The sequence below is a fragment of the Adlercreutzia sp. ZJ141 genome (assembly GCF_011038965.1).
Classification (GTDB): Bacteria; Actinomycetota; Coriobacteriia; order Coriobacteriales; family Eggerthellaceae; genus ZJ141.
Map to the genome: position 1 here is coordinate 53,944 of NZ_JAAKEB010000010.1, position 16,668 is coordinate 70,611.

The following is a 16,668-nucleotide window of genomic DNA, read 5'->3' on the forward strand; positions in this document are numbered from 1 at the left end:
CTTACGCCGTAACCGAGAACGTCTGCTTGAACGAGTCAAGCGCGGCGTTCAGGTCGGCTTCAATTGCGTCGGTGAACTTCTTCTCCTTCACAATGCTCTCCAGCACCTGTGGTGCCGAGGCACGCAGGTACGCGAGCATCTCCGTGCGGAAGCGCACGACGTCGCCAAGCGGAATATCATCGAGATATCCCTTGTTGCCAGCATAGATGGCCGCCGCCTGTTCGGATGCGGGCATGGGCATATAGCGACCCTGCTTCAGCAGCTCGGTCATGTGTGCACCGCGGTTCAGCTGATCCTGTGTTGCCTTGTCCAAGTCGCTGCCGAACTGGGTGAACGCCTGCAGCTCGCGATACGACGCGAGGTCGAGACGCAGTGAGCCAGCAACCTGCTTCATAGCCTTGATCTGCGCAGATCCTCCAACGCGGGACACCGAGATGCCCACGTCGACTGCAGGACGCTGACCCTGGAAGAACAGGTCGGTTTGCAGGAAGATCTGACCGTCGGTGATGGAGATGACGTTCGTGGGAATGTATGCGGAAACGTCGCCTGCCTGCGTCTCAATGATGGGCAGAGCGGTCATGGAACCCGCGCCGTTCTCATCGGACATCTTCACAGCACGCTCGAGCAAGCGGCTATGCAGGTAGAAAACGTCACCCGGATATGCTTCGCGTCCCGGCGGACGACGCAGCGTCAGTGACATCTGGCGATATGCGACGGCCTGCTTCGACAGGTCGTCGTAGATGCAGAGCACGTGGCGTCCGGGGTTATCGGCACCTGCGGGTTTGCCGTCCTCGCCGTTGTACATAAAGTACTCGCCGATAGCAGCGCCAGCCATAGGCGCGATGTACTGCAGCGGGGCAGAGTCGGACGCCGTAGCGGAAACGACGATGGTGTAATCCATCGCGCCGTGACGCTCGAGTGTTTCGACGATCTGCGCGACCGTGGAGGCCTTCTGGCCGATTGCCACGTAGATGCAGATCATATCCTGACCCTTTTGGTTAATGATAGCGTCAACCGCAATAGCGGTCTTGCCCGTTTGACGGTCGCCAATGATCAACTCGCGTTGGCCTCGCCCGATGGGAATCATCGAGTCGATAGCCAAGATGCCAGTCTGCATCGGCTCATGCACCGGCTTACGGGCGATAACGCCAGGAGCCTTGAATTCGACAGGACGCATGCCGTCAGCCTTGATAGGGCCTTTGCCGTCGATAGGAATACCCAGCGGATTCACCACGCGGCCAAGCATTTCCTTGCCCGACGGAACCTCGACGATGCGACCGGTGGTGCGCACCTGGTCATTCTCCTTGATCGCGGTGACATCGCCAAGGAGCACGGCACCAACCTCATCCTCTTCGAGGTTCTGAGCCAGGCCGTACACGGTCTTGCCTTCGCCGCTGACAAACTCCAGCAGCTCACCTGCCATCGCGTCCTTCAGGCCATCAATGCGGGCAATGCCGTCGCCGATCTGAATGACGGTGCCAACCTCACGGGACTCGACACTGGTGCTCAGCGCATCAAGTTGCCTGCGCAGAGCCTCGTCAATGGACTGTGCGGTGATTTCTGTCACGAGCGTTCACCTCCATCTGTTGTGTCTTTGAGGACGGTACGCGCATTCTCTAACTGCGTGAGAATACTGGCATCGATCCTCTTGCCGTTTGCGTTCATGAGTATGCCGCCCAACAGGGATGGGTCGATATGCTCACGCAGCACGACCTTGGTTCCCAAATCGGTTTCGGCTTTCCGTACGATAACCTCTCGCAGGTGGTCATCGAGCTCTACGACCGTAGTCACATCGACAACGGTCATGTTCAGCTTGGCTTCGAGCTGTTGCCCATACGCCTCGCTCACGCGGGGAAGCAGATCCGTGTCGCCGCGCTCTGCCATAACGGCGAGAACATCAACGAGCACAGGATTGGCCGTGGCGAACACGCCACGAACCACCTCCGCACGCTGCTCTGCGGTATACGAGCTGTCGCCGATCGCGCTTGCAAGATCCATGTTCGACCGCATGATCCGCACAATGCTCTCAAGCTGATCGCGCACTTCGAGCACGTCGTTTTGGCCACCTGCCTCGTACACGCCATCCAAAAGGACAGCAGCGTACGTGGCTACCTGCTCTTTAACGATCTGGCGATTAATCGGCATTGAAACTGCCCGCCTCGTTCACATAGCGTTCGATGATCGCGCGATGCTCATCGTCGCTCAAATCCTGGCCGATCAAACGCGACGCCACCGCGATAGAGGTGTCTGCAACCGAACTCTGCAGCTCGGCGATCGCAGCCTTCTTCTCGCTCTCGATGGCAACGCGAGCTTTCTCAACCATGACCTCCGCCTCGCCTTGCGCCTTGGCCGTGATGTCGGCTTTCACCGACTCGCCGGTCTTCTTCGCATCAGCGATAATCTGCGCAGACTGGCTTTTCGCTTCCTCGAGCTGCTTGCGATACTCCTCGAGCAGGCGCTCGCTTTCAATGCGCGCCGCCTCCGACTTCTCAAGCGCATCCTTCACAGCAGCCTCGCGCTTCTCGATGATGTTGTCCACCACCGGCCAGCCAAACTTGGCCAACACGACGGCAATCACCAGGAAGGCGATGAGCATCGGAATGAACTCGTTCATGTCGGGAAGGATGAGGGCGATGCCCGTCTTCCCCCCTTCTTCGGAGGCAAACGCAGCCACCGGAAGAATAAACGAAGAGGCCGCGGACAAAGCAGCAGTGAAGCCGAGCGTACCCAGTATCTTCTTTGCTTTTGCTTTCACGTGCTCTCCTTTTCGGTTTCTTTAGAACGTATCTGCGCTCAAGCCGACTAGAAGATGAACGCGGCAACCAAGCCGATCAGGGCGAGCGCCTCTGCGAGAGCGCCGAAGATCAGGGCGTTGGTGAACAGCTTGCCGGCGAGCTCGGGCTGACGGGCGGAGCCGACGCACAGGCCGTAGCCGCACAGACCCAGACCAATGCCGGGGCCGATGGTGCCAAGGCCATAGCCGACAACCTTCAAGGCCGCGATGACGAGAGTGGTTTCTGCCATTGTTTCCTCCTTTTACCGTTTCCGGGCCCTTCCCAGAAACACCAGTACCTATGTTCATCCGGCGGGAGTATGCCGGGACAAACCAAAATCAACGTACCCACGAGGGGCATGCGGCGCAAAGCGTCACGTAAAGACAAACCTCTTAATGCTCCGACGTAGCCAGACCAATGTAGACAGCCGACAGAATAGTAAACACATAAGCCTGCAAGAATGCAACCAGGCACTCCAGCACGTACATGGCAATAAGGAACAGCATCCAGATGATAGAGGGAAGCGCCAGCACGGCGTTAGCTGCGTAGATGGCATCCTGAATAAACACCGTGGTTAACAGCGCGAAGATACCAAGCACCATGTGTCCCGCGAACATATTGCCGTAAAGTCGGACGGCCAACGTGAGCAGGCGAATGACCAGCGAGATAAACTCAAAGAACCAAATGATAGGAACCATTGGCTTCGGCAGGCCCGACGGGGCAATGGACTTGATGTAGCCCAAGCCGCCCTTGGCTTTGATGCCGTAGTAATTAAAGTACACGAACGCGATGAATGATAACGCCCAGGTGACACCCAACGTGCCCGTTGCAGCCTTCGCACCCGGAATCAAACCAATCACATTCGCGGTGAGAATGAAAAAGAAGAGTGTGGCCAAAAACGGTATGTGCTTCTTGTATCCATGCCCGATGGCGCCTTCACCCATGTTCCGCTTCACGGCGTCATAGCCCCACTCAACCATGCCGGCAAACTTGCCGTTCGGAACGACTCCGATCTTACGTACACCGATAAGCACCACCGCCAGCACCACCGCCAGCACGATAAACATCCACAGCGTGTACTGGGTGATGCCGAAGCCGCCGAAGTCGACGACGAACGCCGAATCGAACGAAGAACGAAGATGTTCGATCGGAGCGGCGATGTCCGCCAAAGGGTTACCCGTCAGTTCCATGTAGCTCTCCTCTACTATTGTCGCTTCGATATAAGACCGAAAGCAATAACCGCAACGATGAACGACACAACCTCGGCGAGCGCGTACGCAAGCAAAACGTCACGTGCAATCAAGCCGCACACAACGATACCAGCGCCGAGCATCACGAAGGAAACGGCGATGGCGGCGAAGAACAAACCTGCAAGGCTGCCCGTGTGCGTTGGGTTGATTGCACGCACGCGGACGGTGGCATACCGAAACGGCAGGCAGCTCACCACGCCTATCAGAACTCCTATGATGATCGCAATCGCCAAAACAACTGCTTCCCCTCCGCATGCCGTACGAATCGACATGCATGAAACGTCATTTGAAAGTATAGTAGCGAAACGCGCGGAAAGCACCTATTTATATTTATTTTTTTGCCTCGCAATTCGGTAGATGATGCATAAACTCTCACTATTATGAATAATTTCTGATTAGTTTGATTTATTATCAAGATAATGTAAGTTCTGGAGCTTTTCCCAAGAATCGAAAAAAGAATTTTTTAACCTGATTACCCATACAACTTGGGAAAAATGCATACCGCATCGCAAAAAAACAACCTTTTCACCATTTTTGCATGGAAGCTATTTTATACAAATGTATTCGTCTGTCTCGATACGAGCCACAGAAGCGTACAAGGAGCGCTGCGTGCAACCTACGCCGCCCCTTGTAGCACCGAAAAAGCTAGTGATTATTCGTATACTCGCAGTTTCATACCCGACTCGCGCAGCATATCCATGGCAAGTTCGTCAGGATATGGGTTCTGATACACCACCTCGGTTATACCGGCGTTGATAAGCATCTTGGCGCATACCACGCAAGGCTGCGTGTTTACGTAGATGCTTGCCCCCGAAATGTCGATGCCGTAGCGCGCCGCCTGGATGATGGCATTTTGCTCCGCGTGTAGACCGCGGCAGATCTCATGACGCTGCCCACTGGGAACGCCCATCTGCTGACGCAGACACCCCGTCTCGCCGCAATGCGCAAGACCAGTGGGAACCCCGTTGTATCCTGTGGCCAAGATGCGGCGATCCTTCACAATGACGGCTCCCACCGCACGTCGCAAACACGTCGTGCGCGAGGCAACCTGGTTCGCCAATGTCATGAAGTATTCGTCCCATCCAGGACGATTATCCGGCGTGCCCATGCTAACCCAACTCCGGATACAGGGGGTACTTCGCCAACAAAGCATCAACCCGTTCGCGCACCTCGGCAAGTTTCGTCGCGTCGTCGGCATTAAACACCGTTTCGGCAATACAGCAGCCCACTTCGCGGAAGTCGTCGGTGTCAAAGCCGCGCGTGGTAGCCGCGGCGGACCCCACGCGAATGCCACTCGTGACGAATGGGCTGAGTGGCTCGTTGGGAATCGAATTCTTGTTCACCGTAAGCCCCACTGATTCAAGCAGCGTCTCGGCGTCCTTGCCGGTCACGCCGGCTGGCGTGAGATCAACAAGACACAGATGATTGTCGGTGCCACCCGACACCAGGCGCAAGCCCCCTTCGACCATAGCCTTTCCCATGGCAGCACAGTTGACTACCACGTTGTTTATGTAGTCGGCATACGACGGCAGCAGCGCCTCGCCGAACGCCACAGCTTTGCCGGCGATAACGTGCATGAGCGGGCCTCCCTGCGTACCAGGGAATACCGCCTTGTTGATTTTTTTCGCCATAGCCTCATCGTTGGTGAGAATAAACCCGCCACGCGGGCCACGCAGCGTTTTGTGGCTGGTGGAGGTAACAATATCGGCGTACGGAACAGGGCTTGGGTGCGCTCCTGCGGCAACCAAACCGGCAATGTGCGCCATGTCCACCATGAACAGCGCCCCCACCTCATGCGCGATGTCGGCCATGCGCTCAAAGTCGATAACGCGCGGATACGCGCTCGCTCCGCCGATAATGAGCTTCGGGCGCGTTTCCTTCGCCAAGCGCTCCATGGCGTCGTAATCAATCGTTTCGGTTTCAGGATCGAGACCATAATGAACCATGGTGAACCACTTGCCCGAGAAGTTCACCGGCGAGCCGTGCGTGAGATGTCCACCATGATCGAGACTCATACCCATAACGGTATCCCCTGGGTTTACTGCAGCCATGTACGCTGCTAAGTTCGCGCTTGCACCGGAATGCGGCTGTACGTTGGCGAATGCACAGTCATACAGCTTACATACGCGCTCGATGGCAAGATCCTCAACCAGATCGACTTTTTCACACCCACCGTAATAGCGCTTCCCCGAATAGCCCTCAGCGTACTTATTGGTGAGCACGCTGCCCATGGCCTCCATGACGGAAGGCGACGTAAGGTTTTCGCTGGCTATAAGCTCAACGCAACCGCGCTGGCGGGCAAGCTCCTGTCCGATGATATCTGCGACCTCAGGGTCGGTCTGCGAAAGAAATGCGTGCGCCATACTATGCTAGCTCCTTTCCAACGCCATGATCTTCTGCACGCGACCAGCATGACGGCCACCGCCGAAATCGGTTGACAGAAACGCATCGAGAATAGCCTTATTCTCGTCAAGCGTAACGAAGCGGCCCGACAGCGTGAGCACGTTCGCATCGTTGTGTTCGCGGGCGAGCTGGGCAAATTGTGTGTTAACCGCGTTCACCGCACGAATGCCGCACACCTTGTTCGCGGCCACAGCCATGCCGATGCCCGTACCGCACACGAGCACACCGAAATCGGCGTCGCCAGCGGCCACGCCGCGCGCGACACATGCAGCGAAATCGGGATAATCGACCCTCTCGTTGGTATCGGGCCCGCAGTCGATGACGTCGAAACCGCCTCGAACCAGGTAGTCAACGAGACTTTGCTTCTGCTCGAACCCCGCATGATCGCTTGCGATACTGATAATCACGGAAACACACCTTCCCTATTCTCGCCGTATCCTTGCGTTTGTTGCACCCGCCTTACAACTGCTTGGGTGCAACAGAAACACTATAGCGCCCAACGCGCCTGTGCCGCGTGAAATCTTGGTTAAGTTAGAGCGAGGAAGCGGCAAAGGCGGGCGAATGTCGAAGGCGGCACAAACGAAGGTGACGGAAGAAACCGGAGCGAAACGCCAGGGCGGACTCTCCTTACAATCAAGCGCGACATTGAAACAAGCACACGTGCCAGCAAGCGTACCTTTAGAGCAGGCGCCACCCAATCACGCCCCGACTACGCCCTTACCTTACCCACTGCGCGTACCCATCCGTCAAGCAGCGCAGCGCGTTCATGCGCTTCCATAGTCGGATGAAAGCACGTATCAGTCGTGCGTAAGGCACGCAAGGCGTCCGTGTCACTCCAGAAACCAGTGGTAAGCCCCGCCAGGTACGCCGCACCAAGTGCGGTGGTTTCCGCATTCGCCGGACGACGAATAACCGCATCAAGCACATCGCTTTGGAACTGCATGAGGAAATCGTTCGCCGACGCTCCCCCGTCGACATTAAGCGACGTCAACTTCACACCGGCGTCGGCTTCCATAGCTCGCACCAAGTCGGAAACTTGATAGGCAAGCGACTCAAGCGCTGCGCGAACCACATGCGCACGAGACGTGCCGCGTGTAAGACCGAGAATGGCACCGCGTGCCTGCGCATCCCAATACGGCGCACCAAGGCCCGTGAACGCAGGTACCACATACACGCCACCCGTATTTGGCACGCTGCGAGCGATGTCGCAGGTGTCAGCGGCTCGATCGATGATCCCCAGCTCATCGCGCAGCCACTGGATGAGCGCGCCGGCCATAAACACACTGCCCTCAAGCGCGTATTCGGGCTGGGCAACACCTGGAGCGCTGGCGGCTACCGTGGTCACCAGACCATGCGACGACACACACGCCTCATGCCCCGTATGCATGAGTAGAAAGCAGCCCGTACCGTATGTGTTCTTCGCCTGACCAGGCTCGAAACAGCACTGACCGAACAGCGCCGCCTGCTGGTCGCCTGCCACGCCACAGATAGGAACTCCCGACAGCACCGCGGAGTTGGTGGTATAGCCAAACGGCGACGACGAGGGACGCACATCGGGCAGCATGCTTGCGGGAATGCCGAACAGATCGAGCAGCCACGGATCCCAGCACATCTCGTGGATGTTGAACAGCATGGTGCGACTGGCGTTGGTAGCATCGGTAGCGTGAACGCGACCTTGAGTGAGCGTCCATATAAGCCACGAGTCAACCGTTCCGAACACCAACTCCCCTGCCTCAGCGCGCTCGCGAGCGCCCGCAACGTTGTCGAGAATCCACGCTATCTTGCTTGCAGAGAAGTATGGGTCGGGAATCAGGCCCGTCCGGCGCGTGATCTCGCGCGCGATGGATTCGTCGGTACACAACGTCTCAACCATGTCGGCCGTGCGGCGGCACTGCCACACGATGGCGTTTGTTACCGGCTCACCCGTGCGTCGATCCCACACGATGGTAGTTTCCCGTTGATTCGTGATGCCAATGCTGTCGATGTCGGCAGGCTCCAAGCCGTTCGACACCACAAGCTCGGTAAGCGCTCCGAGCTGTGAGCTTAGTATCTCGCGTGGATCGTGCTCAACCCAACCCGGCTGGGGGTAGATCTGACGAAACGGGTTCTGCACGCAGGAAACGACGTTTCCCAGCGCGTCAATGAGCATAGCGCGTGACGAGGTGGTTCCCTGGTCGAGCGCTACGACATACGTTGCTGACATGCGTTGTCCTCCATCCAAACCGCTATATCTTCGAACACCTGGCGCCGACCAGGTTCGTTGAGTATCTCATGACGCATGCCTTCGTACAGACGCACGTTAACCTGACGTGAGCCAGCCCGCCGAGCCAGGTCGGCTGCGCGCTGCACACCCGCACCGAAATCACCCACCGGATCGCACGCACCAGCAATGAACAGCAGCGGCAGATTAGGCGGCACCTTGCGCGCACAGGAACACGATGCTACCTCGGCCGTAAGGCTGGTGAGCGCAGCATACCCACCCACCGAGAACATGACTCCGCACAAATCGTCGGCGCGGTAGGTGTCAACCACGGCGTCATCGGTACACAACCAGTCAAACGGCGTGCGAGCATCGGCGATCTGGTGAGCGTAGGCACCCACCCCCAATCGGTCGAGCAGTGAGCTGCGGTAGTCGGCACCCTTTAGCGCCGCGAGCGCCCGGGCGAGCAGGTTGCCGGCACGCGAAACAATAATCGGCTGCTGCCCCGTGCCGCACAGCACCGCCGCCGCCACGCCCTGGCCATGGCGAGCAAGGTAAGCGCGAGCGATAAAGCTACCCATAGAATGCCCAAACAGAATATAGGGAACCTGCCGGGGATAACGTCCTTCTACGATACGACGAAGCTCGTGCACATCGCCAATGAGAATCTCCTTGCCACAAACCGGCAGCACACCCAACTCATCGGCGCTGTCCACGCTTTTGCCATGCCCGATATGGTCGGCTGCGCAAACAACGAACCCACGAGCAGCCAAAAAGCGCGCGAACTCGTCATAGCGGCCCACATGCTCGGTCATGCCGTGTACAATCTGCACGATGCCGCGCGGGTGCTGCGACATGTGAGCACGCAAACCCCGCGCGCCACGCACGTCAACCGGTGTCCATATAAGCCCCTTGATGGCGGTTTTTCCATCGCACGATTGAAACCCCACCGGCGCAACGTTCACAGTATGTTCGACGTGCTCGGCACTATCGACACTCGCGGCGCTTTCGACACTCGCATCGCGCGCAGCGCACTCTCCCTGTTTCTCCATAGACACCCCTCCGTCTTTACTTCACCCATTTGTAATGCCAATAATCTACAACAAAATCACTACGTAATAATACCAAGCGAGCATTCGCTAGGTTTACCGTTGGTAGTCACGAAGAGCATACCAAAGCGCTCGCCCTTCTTGAACGCCTCCGGAAACCCTTGAGAATATGCATATTGAGGAGACCTTTCTTCTGAATGGCCACCAATTGAGACGGCTATATGCGCCTAGAAGACGCGATTTATCCTGCTTCCGAGACTACCATCACCATCGGGCGGCTCGTGTGCTGCTATTGCGCGGGCGCAACTAAGTATGCGGTAGTCGTGCTCGCTCAGAGCCGCAAGCCCTGCCTTCTCGACCGCACGACGACAGACCTGCAGGAAAGCGTCAGCGGACTTCTGGAAAAGATTGCGAGCATAGTCGCCAGTGCCGCTTGCAACCAGAAACCCGTCAGCGTAGAGCTTCCAAGCGGTAGGGTTTTGCCAGTCGTCATCTTGCCACTGGAGGTTGAGCTGGAGAACGTGTGGGTTGTTGACCTTTGCGAGGTCGCTCTCGAGCACGTCGATACTGTACTGCATCTGGTAGCCCAGATTGTCCATGGCGAGAGAGCTGACATACCCCGATGGCTTGCGCAAAAGCTTGATGCGAACCTTGTTGACGCGAAGGTCGAAGAAGTCCTCAGCGGCATCGGCTTTAGCATTCGTTGGTTCGATGGTTGTGTTCATGGTGATTCCTTTCATCGATGCTGGCATTACCACCTTGCATGCTTGCAGGTTGGTGTCGGGATCAACGAGCCAACTCTCTTCCCCGACTCTGGATAAAAGTACTGCGCGACTTGCGCGGTATCCAATACTAGCACAGCTGTGACGTATTTTAAGTCATCGATTCAACGAAACTGAAGACTATCTTTCCGAAGTCGAATTCTCGTCAAGGTCTTTAATGAATTCTCGTTCTGCCGTCTCGACCTGCTGCCTGATCTGGTCGTCGGAGGGCAGGTGTTTCTGTATATCCTCGATTCGCACGTTGCCGTACGTCGCCACACCCATCGGGGTGTCTATTCCTCTGAATGCCCACTGCACTTCGGTGCGATCTTTCTCCCTACAGATGAGCAGCCCTAGTGTTGGGTTATCAGTCGAGGTCTTCATCAGTTCATCGACCGCGTTCACGTAGAAATTGAGCTTCCCAGCAAACTCAGGCTCGAACGCTCTGGTCTTGAGCTCAACCACCACGTAGCAGCGCAGGTGGATGTGGTAAAAGAGCATGTCGATTTTGCGCGTCTTACCAGAAACGATAATCTCCTTCTGTCTCCCCATAAAAGCGAAGCCCGTCCCCAGCTCAAGCAGAAAGCGCGTGATGTTCTGCTCAAGCGCAACCTCGAGGTCATGCTCGTCGTATTCGGGAGGAAGCGCAATGAAGCCCAGATCGTAGGTATCCTTGGTGATCGCCTGCGCCAGCTTCCCCTGCGCTGCTGGCAGAAGCTCGCCGAAGTTCGTCATGGCGTTTCCAGTGGTATGGAACAGATCAGCCTTGATGGCGTTTTGCAACGCGCTCCTACTCCAATTCTCCTGAATTGTGCGGGCCAGATAGAATACGGCCTCTTCAACGGACTTGCAGTGAGTGATTATCTCAACGTGATGCCTCCAAGGCACATAAGCAAACACCTGCGGGAACGACACCGCCCCTGTTTCTGCACCAGATTGGTGCAGAATATCAGCATCATACGCACTGGCAACTTGGCGTAACTGCGCGGGTGCCGTTGAGGCTATTTCCTCATAGAGACGTTGCAGCTTTTCCTGCATTTTGTCGATGGCGTAAAACTGATACCAACGCTTCATATACCAAAGGTTTCTTGTTGAAAACCCTTTGGCATGTGGAAACTCACTCTGTAGGTCAAGGCTCATCTGCTCAACAACACCAGACCCCCAGCGCTCCTCGGCCTTTCGGATTACAAGATCACGCCCCAGCTCCCAGTTGAACAGGAGCTGTTCGGAGTTGACTTTAACCGCTGCCTTTACCTGTGCGCCACGATAACGACGCTTGATCTCGCGAATCCAGTTCGCGTATTCAGCGTCTAGCGTCACATCATGCGACCTGACCATACGAGGCATTCTATCGTTATTCTCAGATACAGCATTATCAGTCATGGCAGAGCTCCTTTATTTCACTCGCGATGTCATCGCACATGTGCTTTGCATTTTTCTGTCCTAAAGTCCTCGTCCAGCTCATGCGCGTCGCTTCGACACAATAAACCCTGCAAGTTTATGTGACCTAATTCACGTCAACCTGTAAGACGGAGACACCAGCCTTTCTGAAAAAGCCGAACCCCTGGAAGAACAGCAAGCGCCCTTTGATGCAAAAGCAACTATCCTACAGCTCTTACTAGCTCGGGCACCTCCAGCGGCTCAACTTTTTCGATATCCTCACTGTGAAGTTCCATCGAGTTCCACAGATCAACCTTCTGCTGCATGTTCATCCAAAACTGCGGAGTGGTGCCGAACAACCGCCCTAGTCGTAGGCACATCTCAGGACTCAGACCCCGCTTCTCGCGAATGATCTCGTTCACCGTCTGACGCGTAACACCAAGCCGCTTTGCTAACCCTGCCACACTCAAACCAAGTTCCGGCATGTAATCTTCCCGAAGGAACTCGCCAGGATGAATAGGCGCACGACCGATGAGTAGGGCGTCTTCTCTTAGACATATTTCATCATACATAATGCCCCTCGATTCAGTGGTAATCGCAAACCTTAACGTCGTAAACACCATCGGTCTTGAAGCGGAAGCATATACGCCACTGATCGTTAATCGAAATGGCATGCTGTCCTTCCCTATTGCCCTTCAAAGCATGAAGCCTATTTCCAGGAGGAAGTCGCAAATCCAGAAGAGCCACCGCATTGTCGACATACTCGAGCTTGCGCAACGCACGGCGCTGAATGTCCGGAGGCAGCTTTTGGCAAGAGCCCGTTTCAAACAATTCTCGAGAATCCGCGTCAGCAAACGTCCGAATCATAGCACCTCCTTGCAATGCAGTGTATCATGTCACGTGACGCTTTACAATATGCCATGAAGCAGCAGACTCTGGGCGCCTGAATGCTATTCGAATGCTGTTCGGTACACCACATCGAATGGAGTCATGACCGCCGGCAGAGAGATAAACGCCCCTATGTCTACGACGAGCAGGACGTCCTCATCGATGTGTTCCAGCGTGGAGAAACATGCACGTGCGATTCACTCGCTCCGAAGACATCACCGCCGCCAACTCGCCGGCATGCGCCGATAACCGCCGACAAGAAGATGCCAAGGCAGCCATCATCAAATACGCGCGCTAGTCAGGCGAGCAAAGATAAGCCCACGCTGTTGCTGATATGGGAATCTTCCGGCACCGTCACAAAGTCATTCCGTTGCCAGAGCTCTTTGTGTGGATATCAGTTCAGATGTGTACAAGACACAGCCCATTGTGTATATTTTCTTCGTAGTGGTACAATTTAGCTTTTGATGGTAGATTTTCATTTCTGTTGGTTGTTTTTTGGGAGCACAATGATGCAGACAGAGGTCATTCGCATAATTGAAGGCGGACTATCAGGTGATAGAGTTCGTGTGCTTAACTACGCAAAAACGCTTGCCGCCAATCTTGAGAAAGAGGGCGACACCAGGTTCGCGAGACGAATCAATTCTGTCCTCGCGAATAAGAAGTTCAGCACCGCTACGCTTGACGGATTATCAAGTAAGCCCGTAGACCAAGAGAGTCGGATGGATATCGTAGATGTTGAGATGATCCTACCAGAAGACATCGATCTCATACTCAGTAGCTTTCTTGACAAGGAGACCGAATCATTCATTTCTATGTATGACCATAGGGAAAGCATTGCGGCTCGCGGTATTGAGACACAGAATCACCTTCTGTTATACGGCCCTCCCGGTTGCGGAAAAACCAGCATCGCTCGGTATATTGCCGCCAAAACCGGACTTGCGCTTGTCACCGCACGACTGGATGGACTGGTGTCTTCTTTGCTTGGAAGCACGGCTAAGAACATACGCAAAATCTTCGATTATGCGGCCCGTCAGGAATGCGTTCTGTTCCTTGATGAATTCGATGTTGTCGCCAAACGCCGCGACGACGAGAACGAGCTTGGCGAGCTCAAGCGTGTTGTGAACAGCCTCATTCAAAACATTGATGCCTTCGCAACCGGTAGCATCCTTATAGCGGCAACTAACCATCATGAGTTGCTCGATCCAGCTGTATGGCGACGCTTCAACAAGGTTATCGAAGTGCCAAAACCCACGGCCCGTGAAATAAAGATCTATGCCGACAAGTTCATCCAGCCGCATATGTCTGAAAGCTTGACCCCGCGCTACATCTCATCGTTCGAGGGGCTTAGTTACTCAGACTTAGCCACAGCGACGAAGAACGCACTCTGTGCTGCGACGCTACGTGACGAAGAGAGCTTCACGAGATTTGATATCGTTCACGAGACATACGTACTGCAAAATCATGGCATAGACAATAGAGATGACTACCTTCGCTACCTTTTGTCACATGGCTGCACAATCGCCGAGATACATGACAATACCGACATTCCGAGACGCACTATATCCGACATGTCGAAGCGTCTGAATACGAAGGAGAACTAACGTGGCCGAATTCCTGCCCATCATAATGTTCAAGCAACGCTCCGACGACAATCAGCGTGTCAAAGGTGGCGGCGGAGATAGAATCCCTGGTTGGTATCTTCAGGGTGATGACCTGCTACTCCGTTCAGAAGAATTGGTAACCGAACTACTTAATGGAATCGCAGTGGCACGAAAGAACCCTAAGCTGCCTTACCTGTTTGAGGTCCAATTAGACGGTGACGACACCTCGAAAACGAAGCGAAGTGCCGTTGCTGGTATGCTTGGCGATAGCACAGCAAACGAGAGACCCAGCATCATCGGCATGCGTGGCACTGATAGCCTTATCGTTCAGGCAAAGGACAAGACTGCTGTCCGGCGCATGGTCGCCGGAGTTAAAGATACCGAGCGAAATGTTGCCGGGATCTCTTGCGTAAAGAAGGTCTCTGCGTTCAGTGCTGAAGTGGATCTATCTGAATCCAAAGACTACAAAGTTAAGCTCGTCGATTACCGCAATTACGATGACAACATTGCATGCCAGCGTGCTTTCGAGGAATCGCTCGCTGCCGAGTTCATCACTTTTTTCCGGTGTGAATACTCGAGCGACCTTATCATTTATGACGTGGAGGCATCCCCCAAGCAAGCGCAGGCAATGCTTGATGGCATCATGGGTGAGTCCATCTTTTCGATCAAGCCAATGCCTCGCTACGAAATGACGCTCGATGGCTTGAGCCTGCCAAACGACATCCCAGGCATTAAGACACCGGAGAGCGAAGAGTATCCAGCTCTGGGCATTCTTGACTCCGGCATCGAGCGCATTGACCATCTTACACCATGGCTCATTGAAGAGCAGTGGTCAACGTATCCCGACAACGAGCAGGATCGGGCGCATGGTACGTTCGTGGCAGGAGTTGCGCTCTATGGTGACGAGTTCGAACACGAGGCGTGGATTGACGGTTTGCCCGCAATGCTGTTCGATGCTGCAGTGTTTCCCAATCCCAAAGTAGTTGGAGGCGTGAAGGAATCTGAGATCATCAGCAACATTCAGGAGGCGCTCGAGTATGCGCACGATAAGGCACTTGCTTGGAACCTCTCTATAAGCGGAGTTGGTCCAGTCAAGCCTAATGAGTTTTCGGACTTCGCGGTGGCACTCGATGCGCTCCAGGATAAGTACGGCATACTCATCTGCAAGACAGCTGGCAATAGTCGAGCTTTTCTCAGGGGCATGGATAAAGAGCCGCTAGCGAAGGGCGCAGATTCGGTTAGATGCCTAACCGTCGGTTCTGTGGCACATGAGACGGGTACGTATGACCAAGCATCCGTCGGCGAAGCATCTCCATTCTCATGCAAAGGACCTGGACCTGAGTTCATAATTAAGCCAGAGGTCTCACATTATGGAGGTAATGCCGGTATCAATCCCAACACGGGTGAGTCGACAGTCTCCAATGTGCATTCCTTTGGCATTGACGGCAAAGGTGCCGAATCGGCAGGGACAAGCTTCTCAACCCCGCGGATATCCGCACTTGCAGCAAACCTAGACTTCGCACTCGATGATGAGTCGGATGCACTCCTCGTCAAGACACTCATCATGCATTCGGCAACTTTCACCGACGGCAAGCTCATTGCGCCAGACGATAAAGTGAAAGAACTCGGCTTCGGTGTGCCGGCATCGTTGCCGCAAATTCTCTCCGATAACCCTTACGAAGCCACTCTCGTCATGCGTGGCACGCTCGCAAAGGGCGAAAAGATCAACATCATGGATTTCCCTATGCCACCCTCGCTCATCCGAGACGGCGAGTATACCGGTCAGATAATTCTCACTCTCGCGTACAATCCGATTCTCGACGCCAGCCAGGGCGGTGAGTACTGCCAGTCTGACATCAAAGTAATGTTCGGTTCCTTTGAAGAAAAGGTGTTCAAGGACACCAACTGGCCGACGATTCTCAAAGAGATTGGCCGCACCGACACGCTCAACCTTCTGCTTGATACGCCATACAGTAGGAAACGTTTAAAGGAAGCAGAGGGAGACTTCGCACTCAGGGAGCGCATGCTTGTTGAATTTGCAGGCAAGTACGCACCAGTGAAAAAGTACGCCGTAGATCTTGCCGATCTGAAGGACAGTTTCAAAAAGAAGGTTGGTAAGGACAGACTGTGGTACCTGCAGCTTGAACCACTATTCCGCTACAACATCGAGCAGATGGCGCTGAGAACCGGCGAGGTGCTCGAGCAGGAGTTCTGTGTCATCACCACAATTCGCGACCCTCGAAAACAGGCGCCTGTATACAACGAAGTGAGACAGCTTCTAAACTACCACAACTTCGAGCACAACCCCATTAAGCTGAGGAACCAGGTCAGGGCTCGTATCGGAGGCTGACCCAGCTCCCCA

The 16,668-nt window shown here is 55.0% G+C and carries 17 protein-coding genes and 1 riboswitch; of the genes, 2 read left to right on the plus strand and 15 right to left on the minus strand.

Annotated elements, in window-relative coordinates:
* Position 1: 1 nt before the first annotated feature.
* The 15 genes from atpA to G7Y44_RS06475 all read right to left on the minus strand — a co-directional run bounded on the left by atpA (position 2) and on the right by G7Y44_RS06475 (position 12,684).
* A complete protein-coding gene (atpA, locus tag G7Y44_RS06405; protein ID WP_165043506.1) occupies positions 2-1,567 on the minus strand; it encodes a F0F1 ATP synthase subunit alpha in 1,566 nt (521 codons plus the stop codon).
* A complete protein-coding gene (gene atpH, locus G7Y44_RS06410) occupies positions 1,564-2,145 on the minus strand; it encodes an ATP synthase F1 subunit delta (RefSeq protein WP_165248442.1) in 582 nt (193 codons plus the stop codon). Before atpH ends, atpA begins: the two co-directional genes overlap by 4 nt.
* Positions 2,135-2,755 carry a F0F1 ATP synthase subunit B gene (gene atpF, locus G7Y44_RS06415; RefSeq protein WP_370514627.1) on the minus strand — a complete coding sequence of 207 codons (621 nt, stop codon included), beginning with the start codon at positions 2,753-2,755 and terminating at the stop codon, positions 2,135-2,137. Before atpF ends, atpH begins: the two co-directional genes overlap by 11 nt.
* Before the next feature lie 47 nt (positions 2,756-2,802).
* A complete protein-coding gene (locus tag G7Y44_RS06420) occupies positions 2,803-3,024 on the minus strand; it encodes a F0F1 ATP synthase subunit C (RefSeq protein ID WP_165043510.1) in 222 nt (73 codons plus the stop codon).
* Between the two features lie 142 nt (positions 3,025-3,166).
* Positions 3,167-3,964 (minus strand): F0F1 ATP synthase subunit A, encoded by a 798-nt coding sequence (atpB, locus tag G7Y44_RS06425; RefSeq protein WP_165043512.1) that lies wholly within the window; start codon positions 3,962-3,964, stop codon positions 3,167-3,169.
* A gap of 14 nt (positions 3,965-3,978) precedes the next feature.
* A complete protein-coding gene (locus G7Y44_RS06430) occupies positions 3,979-4,296 on the minus strand; it encodes a hypothetical protein (RefSeq protein WP_165248444.1) in 318 nt (105 codons plus the stop codon).
* 380 nt (positions 4,297-4,676) lie between these two features.
* Positions 4,677-5,132 carry a deoxycytidylate deaminase gene (locus G7Y44_RS06435; RefSeq protein ID WP_165248446.1) on the minus strand — a complete coding sequence of 152 codons (456 nt, stop codon included), beginning with the start codon at positions 5,130-5,132 and terminating at the stop codon, positions 4,677-4,679.
* A gap of 1 nt (position 5,133) precedes the next feature.
* Positions 5,134-6,387 (minus strand): serine hydroxymethyltransferase, encoded by a 1,254-nt coding sequence (gene glyA, locus G7Y44_RS06440; protein ID WP_165248448.1) that lies wholly within the window; start codon positions 6,385-6,387, stop codon positions 5,134-5,136.
* 6 nt (positions 6,388-6,393) lie between these two features.
* Positions 6,394-6,834 (minus strand): ribose 5-phosphate isomerase B, encoded by a 441-nt coding sequence (gene rpiB / locus G7Y44_RS06445; protein ID WP_165248450.1) that lies wholly within the window; start codon positions 6,832-6,834, stop codon positions 6,394-6,396.
* Between the two features lie 302 nt (positions 6,835-7,136).
* Positions 7,137-8,630 carry a glycerol kinase GlpK gene (gene glpK / locus G7Y44_RS06450; protein WP_165248452.1) on the minus strand — a complete coding sequence of 498 codons (1,494 nt, stop codon included), beginning with the start codon at positions 8,628-8,630 and terminating at the stop codon, positions 7,137-7,139.
* Complete coding sequence (locus G7Y44_RS06455) at positions 8,609-9,679, minus strand: alpha/beta fold hydrolase (RefSeq protein ID WP_165248454.1); 1,071 nt, start codon at positions 9,677-9,679, stop codon at positions 8,609-8,611. Before G7Y44_RS06455 ends, glpK begins: the two co-directional genes overlap by 22 nt.
* A 224-nt stretch (positions 9,680-9,903) precedes the next feature.
* Entirely contained in the window at positions 9,904-10,401 is a 498-nt protein-coding gene (locus tag G7Y44_RS06460; RefSeq protein WP_165248456.1) for a hypothetical protein, read from the minus strand.
* Positions 10,402-10,409: 8 nt separating this feature from the next.
* Positions 10,410-10,500: riboswitch (SAM riboswitch) on the minus strand.
* Positions 10,501-10,578: 78 nt separating this feature from the next.
* Entirely contained in the window at positions 10,579-11,820 is a 1,242-nt protein-coding gene (locus G7Y44_RS06465) for a PDDEXK nuclease domain-containing protein (protein WP_206214417.1), read from the minus strand.
* 218 nt (positions 11,821-12,038) lie between these two features.
* On the minus strand, positions 12,039-12,389 hold the full coding sequence (locus G7Y44_RS06470; RefSeq protein WP_165248458.1) for a HigA family addiction module antitoxin: 351 nt from the start codon (positions 12,387-12,389) through the stop codon (positions 12,039-12,041).
* A 13-nt stretch (positions 12,390-12,402) separates the two neighbouring features.
* Positions 12,403-12,684, minus strand: a complete 282-nt coding sequence (locus tag G7Y44_RS06475; RefSeq protein ID WP_165248460.1) for a type II toxin-antitoxin system RelE/ParE family toxin — start codon at positions 12,682-12,684, stop codon at positions 12,403-12,405.
* 587 nt (positions 12,685-13,271) lie between these two features.
* Here G7Y44_RS06475 and G7Y44_RS06480 point away from each other — a divergent pair.
* Positions 13,272-14,306: an AAA family ATPase gene (locus G7Y44_RS06480; protein WP_206214418.1), complete on the plus strand. Its 1,035-nt coding sequence runs from the start codon at positions 13,272-13,274 to the stop codon at positions 14,304-14,306.
* A 1-nt stretch (position 14,307) separates the two neighbouring features.
* On the plus strand, positions 14,308-16,656 hold the full coding sequence (locus G7Y44_RS06485) for a S8 family peptidase (RefSeq protein WP_165248462.1): 2,349 nt from the start codon (positions 14,308-14,310) through the stop codon (positions 16,654-16,656).
* The last annotated feature ends 12 nt before the right edge of the window (positions 16,657-16,668 follow it).

Bases quoted from the DNA above. Each gene is read 5' to 3' on its own strand.
- G7Y44_RS06435 (WP_165248446.1), bottom strand. From the start codon at position 5,132: ATGGGCACGCCGGATAATCGTCCTGGATGGGACGAATACTTCATGACA.
- G7Y44_RS06455 (WP_165248454.1), bottom strand. From the start codon at position 9,679: ATGGAGAAACAGGGAGAGTGCGCTGCGCGCGATGCGAGTGTCGAAAGC.
- G7Y44_RS06460 (WP_165248456.1), bottom strand. From the start codon at position 10,401: ATGAACACAACCATCGAACCAACGAATGCTAAAGCCGATGCCGCTGAG.
- atpB (WP_165043512.1), bottom strand. From the start codon at position 3,964: ATGGAACTGACGGGTAACCCTTTGGCGGACATCGCCGCTCCGATCGAA.
- G7Y44_RS06430 (WP_165248444.1), bottom strand. From the start codon at position 4,296: ATGTCGATTCGTACGGCATGCGGAGGGGAAGCAGTTGTTTTGGCGATT.
- G7Y44_RS06465 (WP_206214417.1), bottom strand. From the start codon at position 11,820: ATGACTGATAATGCTGTATCTGAGAATAACGATAGAATGCCTCGTATG.
- G7Y44_RS06470 (WP_165248458.1), bottom strand. From the start codon at position 12,389: ATGTATGATGAAATATGTCTAAGAGAAGACGCCCTACTCATCGGTCGT.
- G7Y44_RS06420 (WP_165043510.1), bottom strand. From the start codon at position 3,024: ATGGCAGAAACCACTCTCGTCATCGCGGCCTTGAAGGTTGTCGGCTAT.
- G7Y44_RS06475 (WP_165248460.1), bottom strand. From the start codon at position 12,684: ATGATTCGGACGTTTGCTGACGCGGATTCTCGAGAATTGTTTGAAACG.
- glpK (WP_165248452.1), bottom strand. From the start codon at position 8,630: ATGTCAGCAACGTATGTCGTAGCGCTCGACCAGGGAACCACCTCGTCA.
- glyA (WP_165248448.1), bottom strand. From the start codon at position 6,387: ATGGCGCACGCATTTCTTTCGCAGACCGACCCTGAGGTCGCAGATATC.
- atpH (WP_165248442.1), bottom strand. From the start codon at position 2,145: ATGCCGATTAATCGCCAGATCGTTAAAGAGCAGGTAGCCACGTACGCT.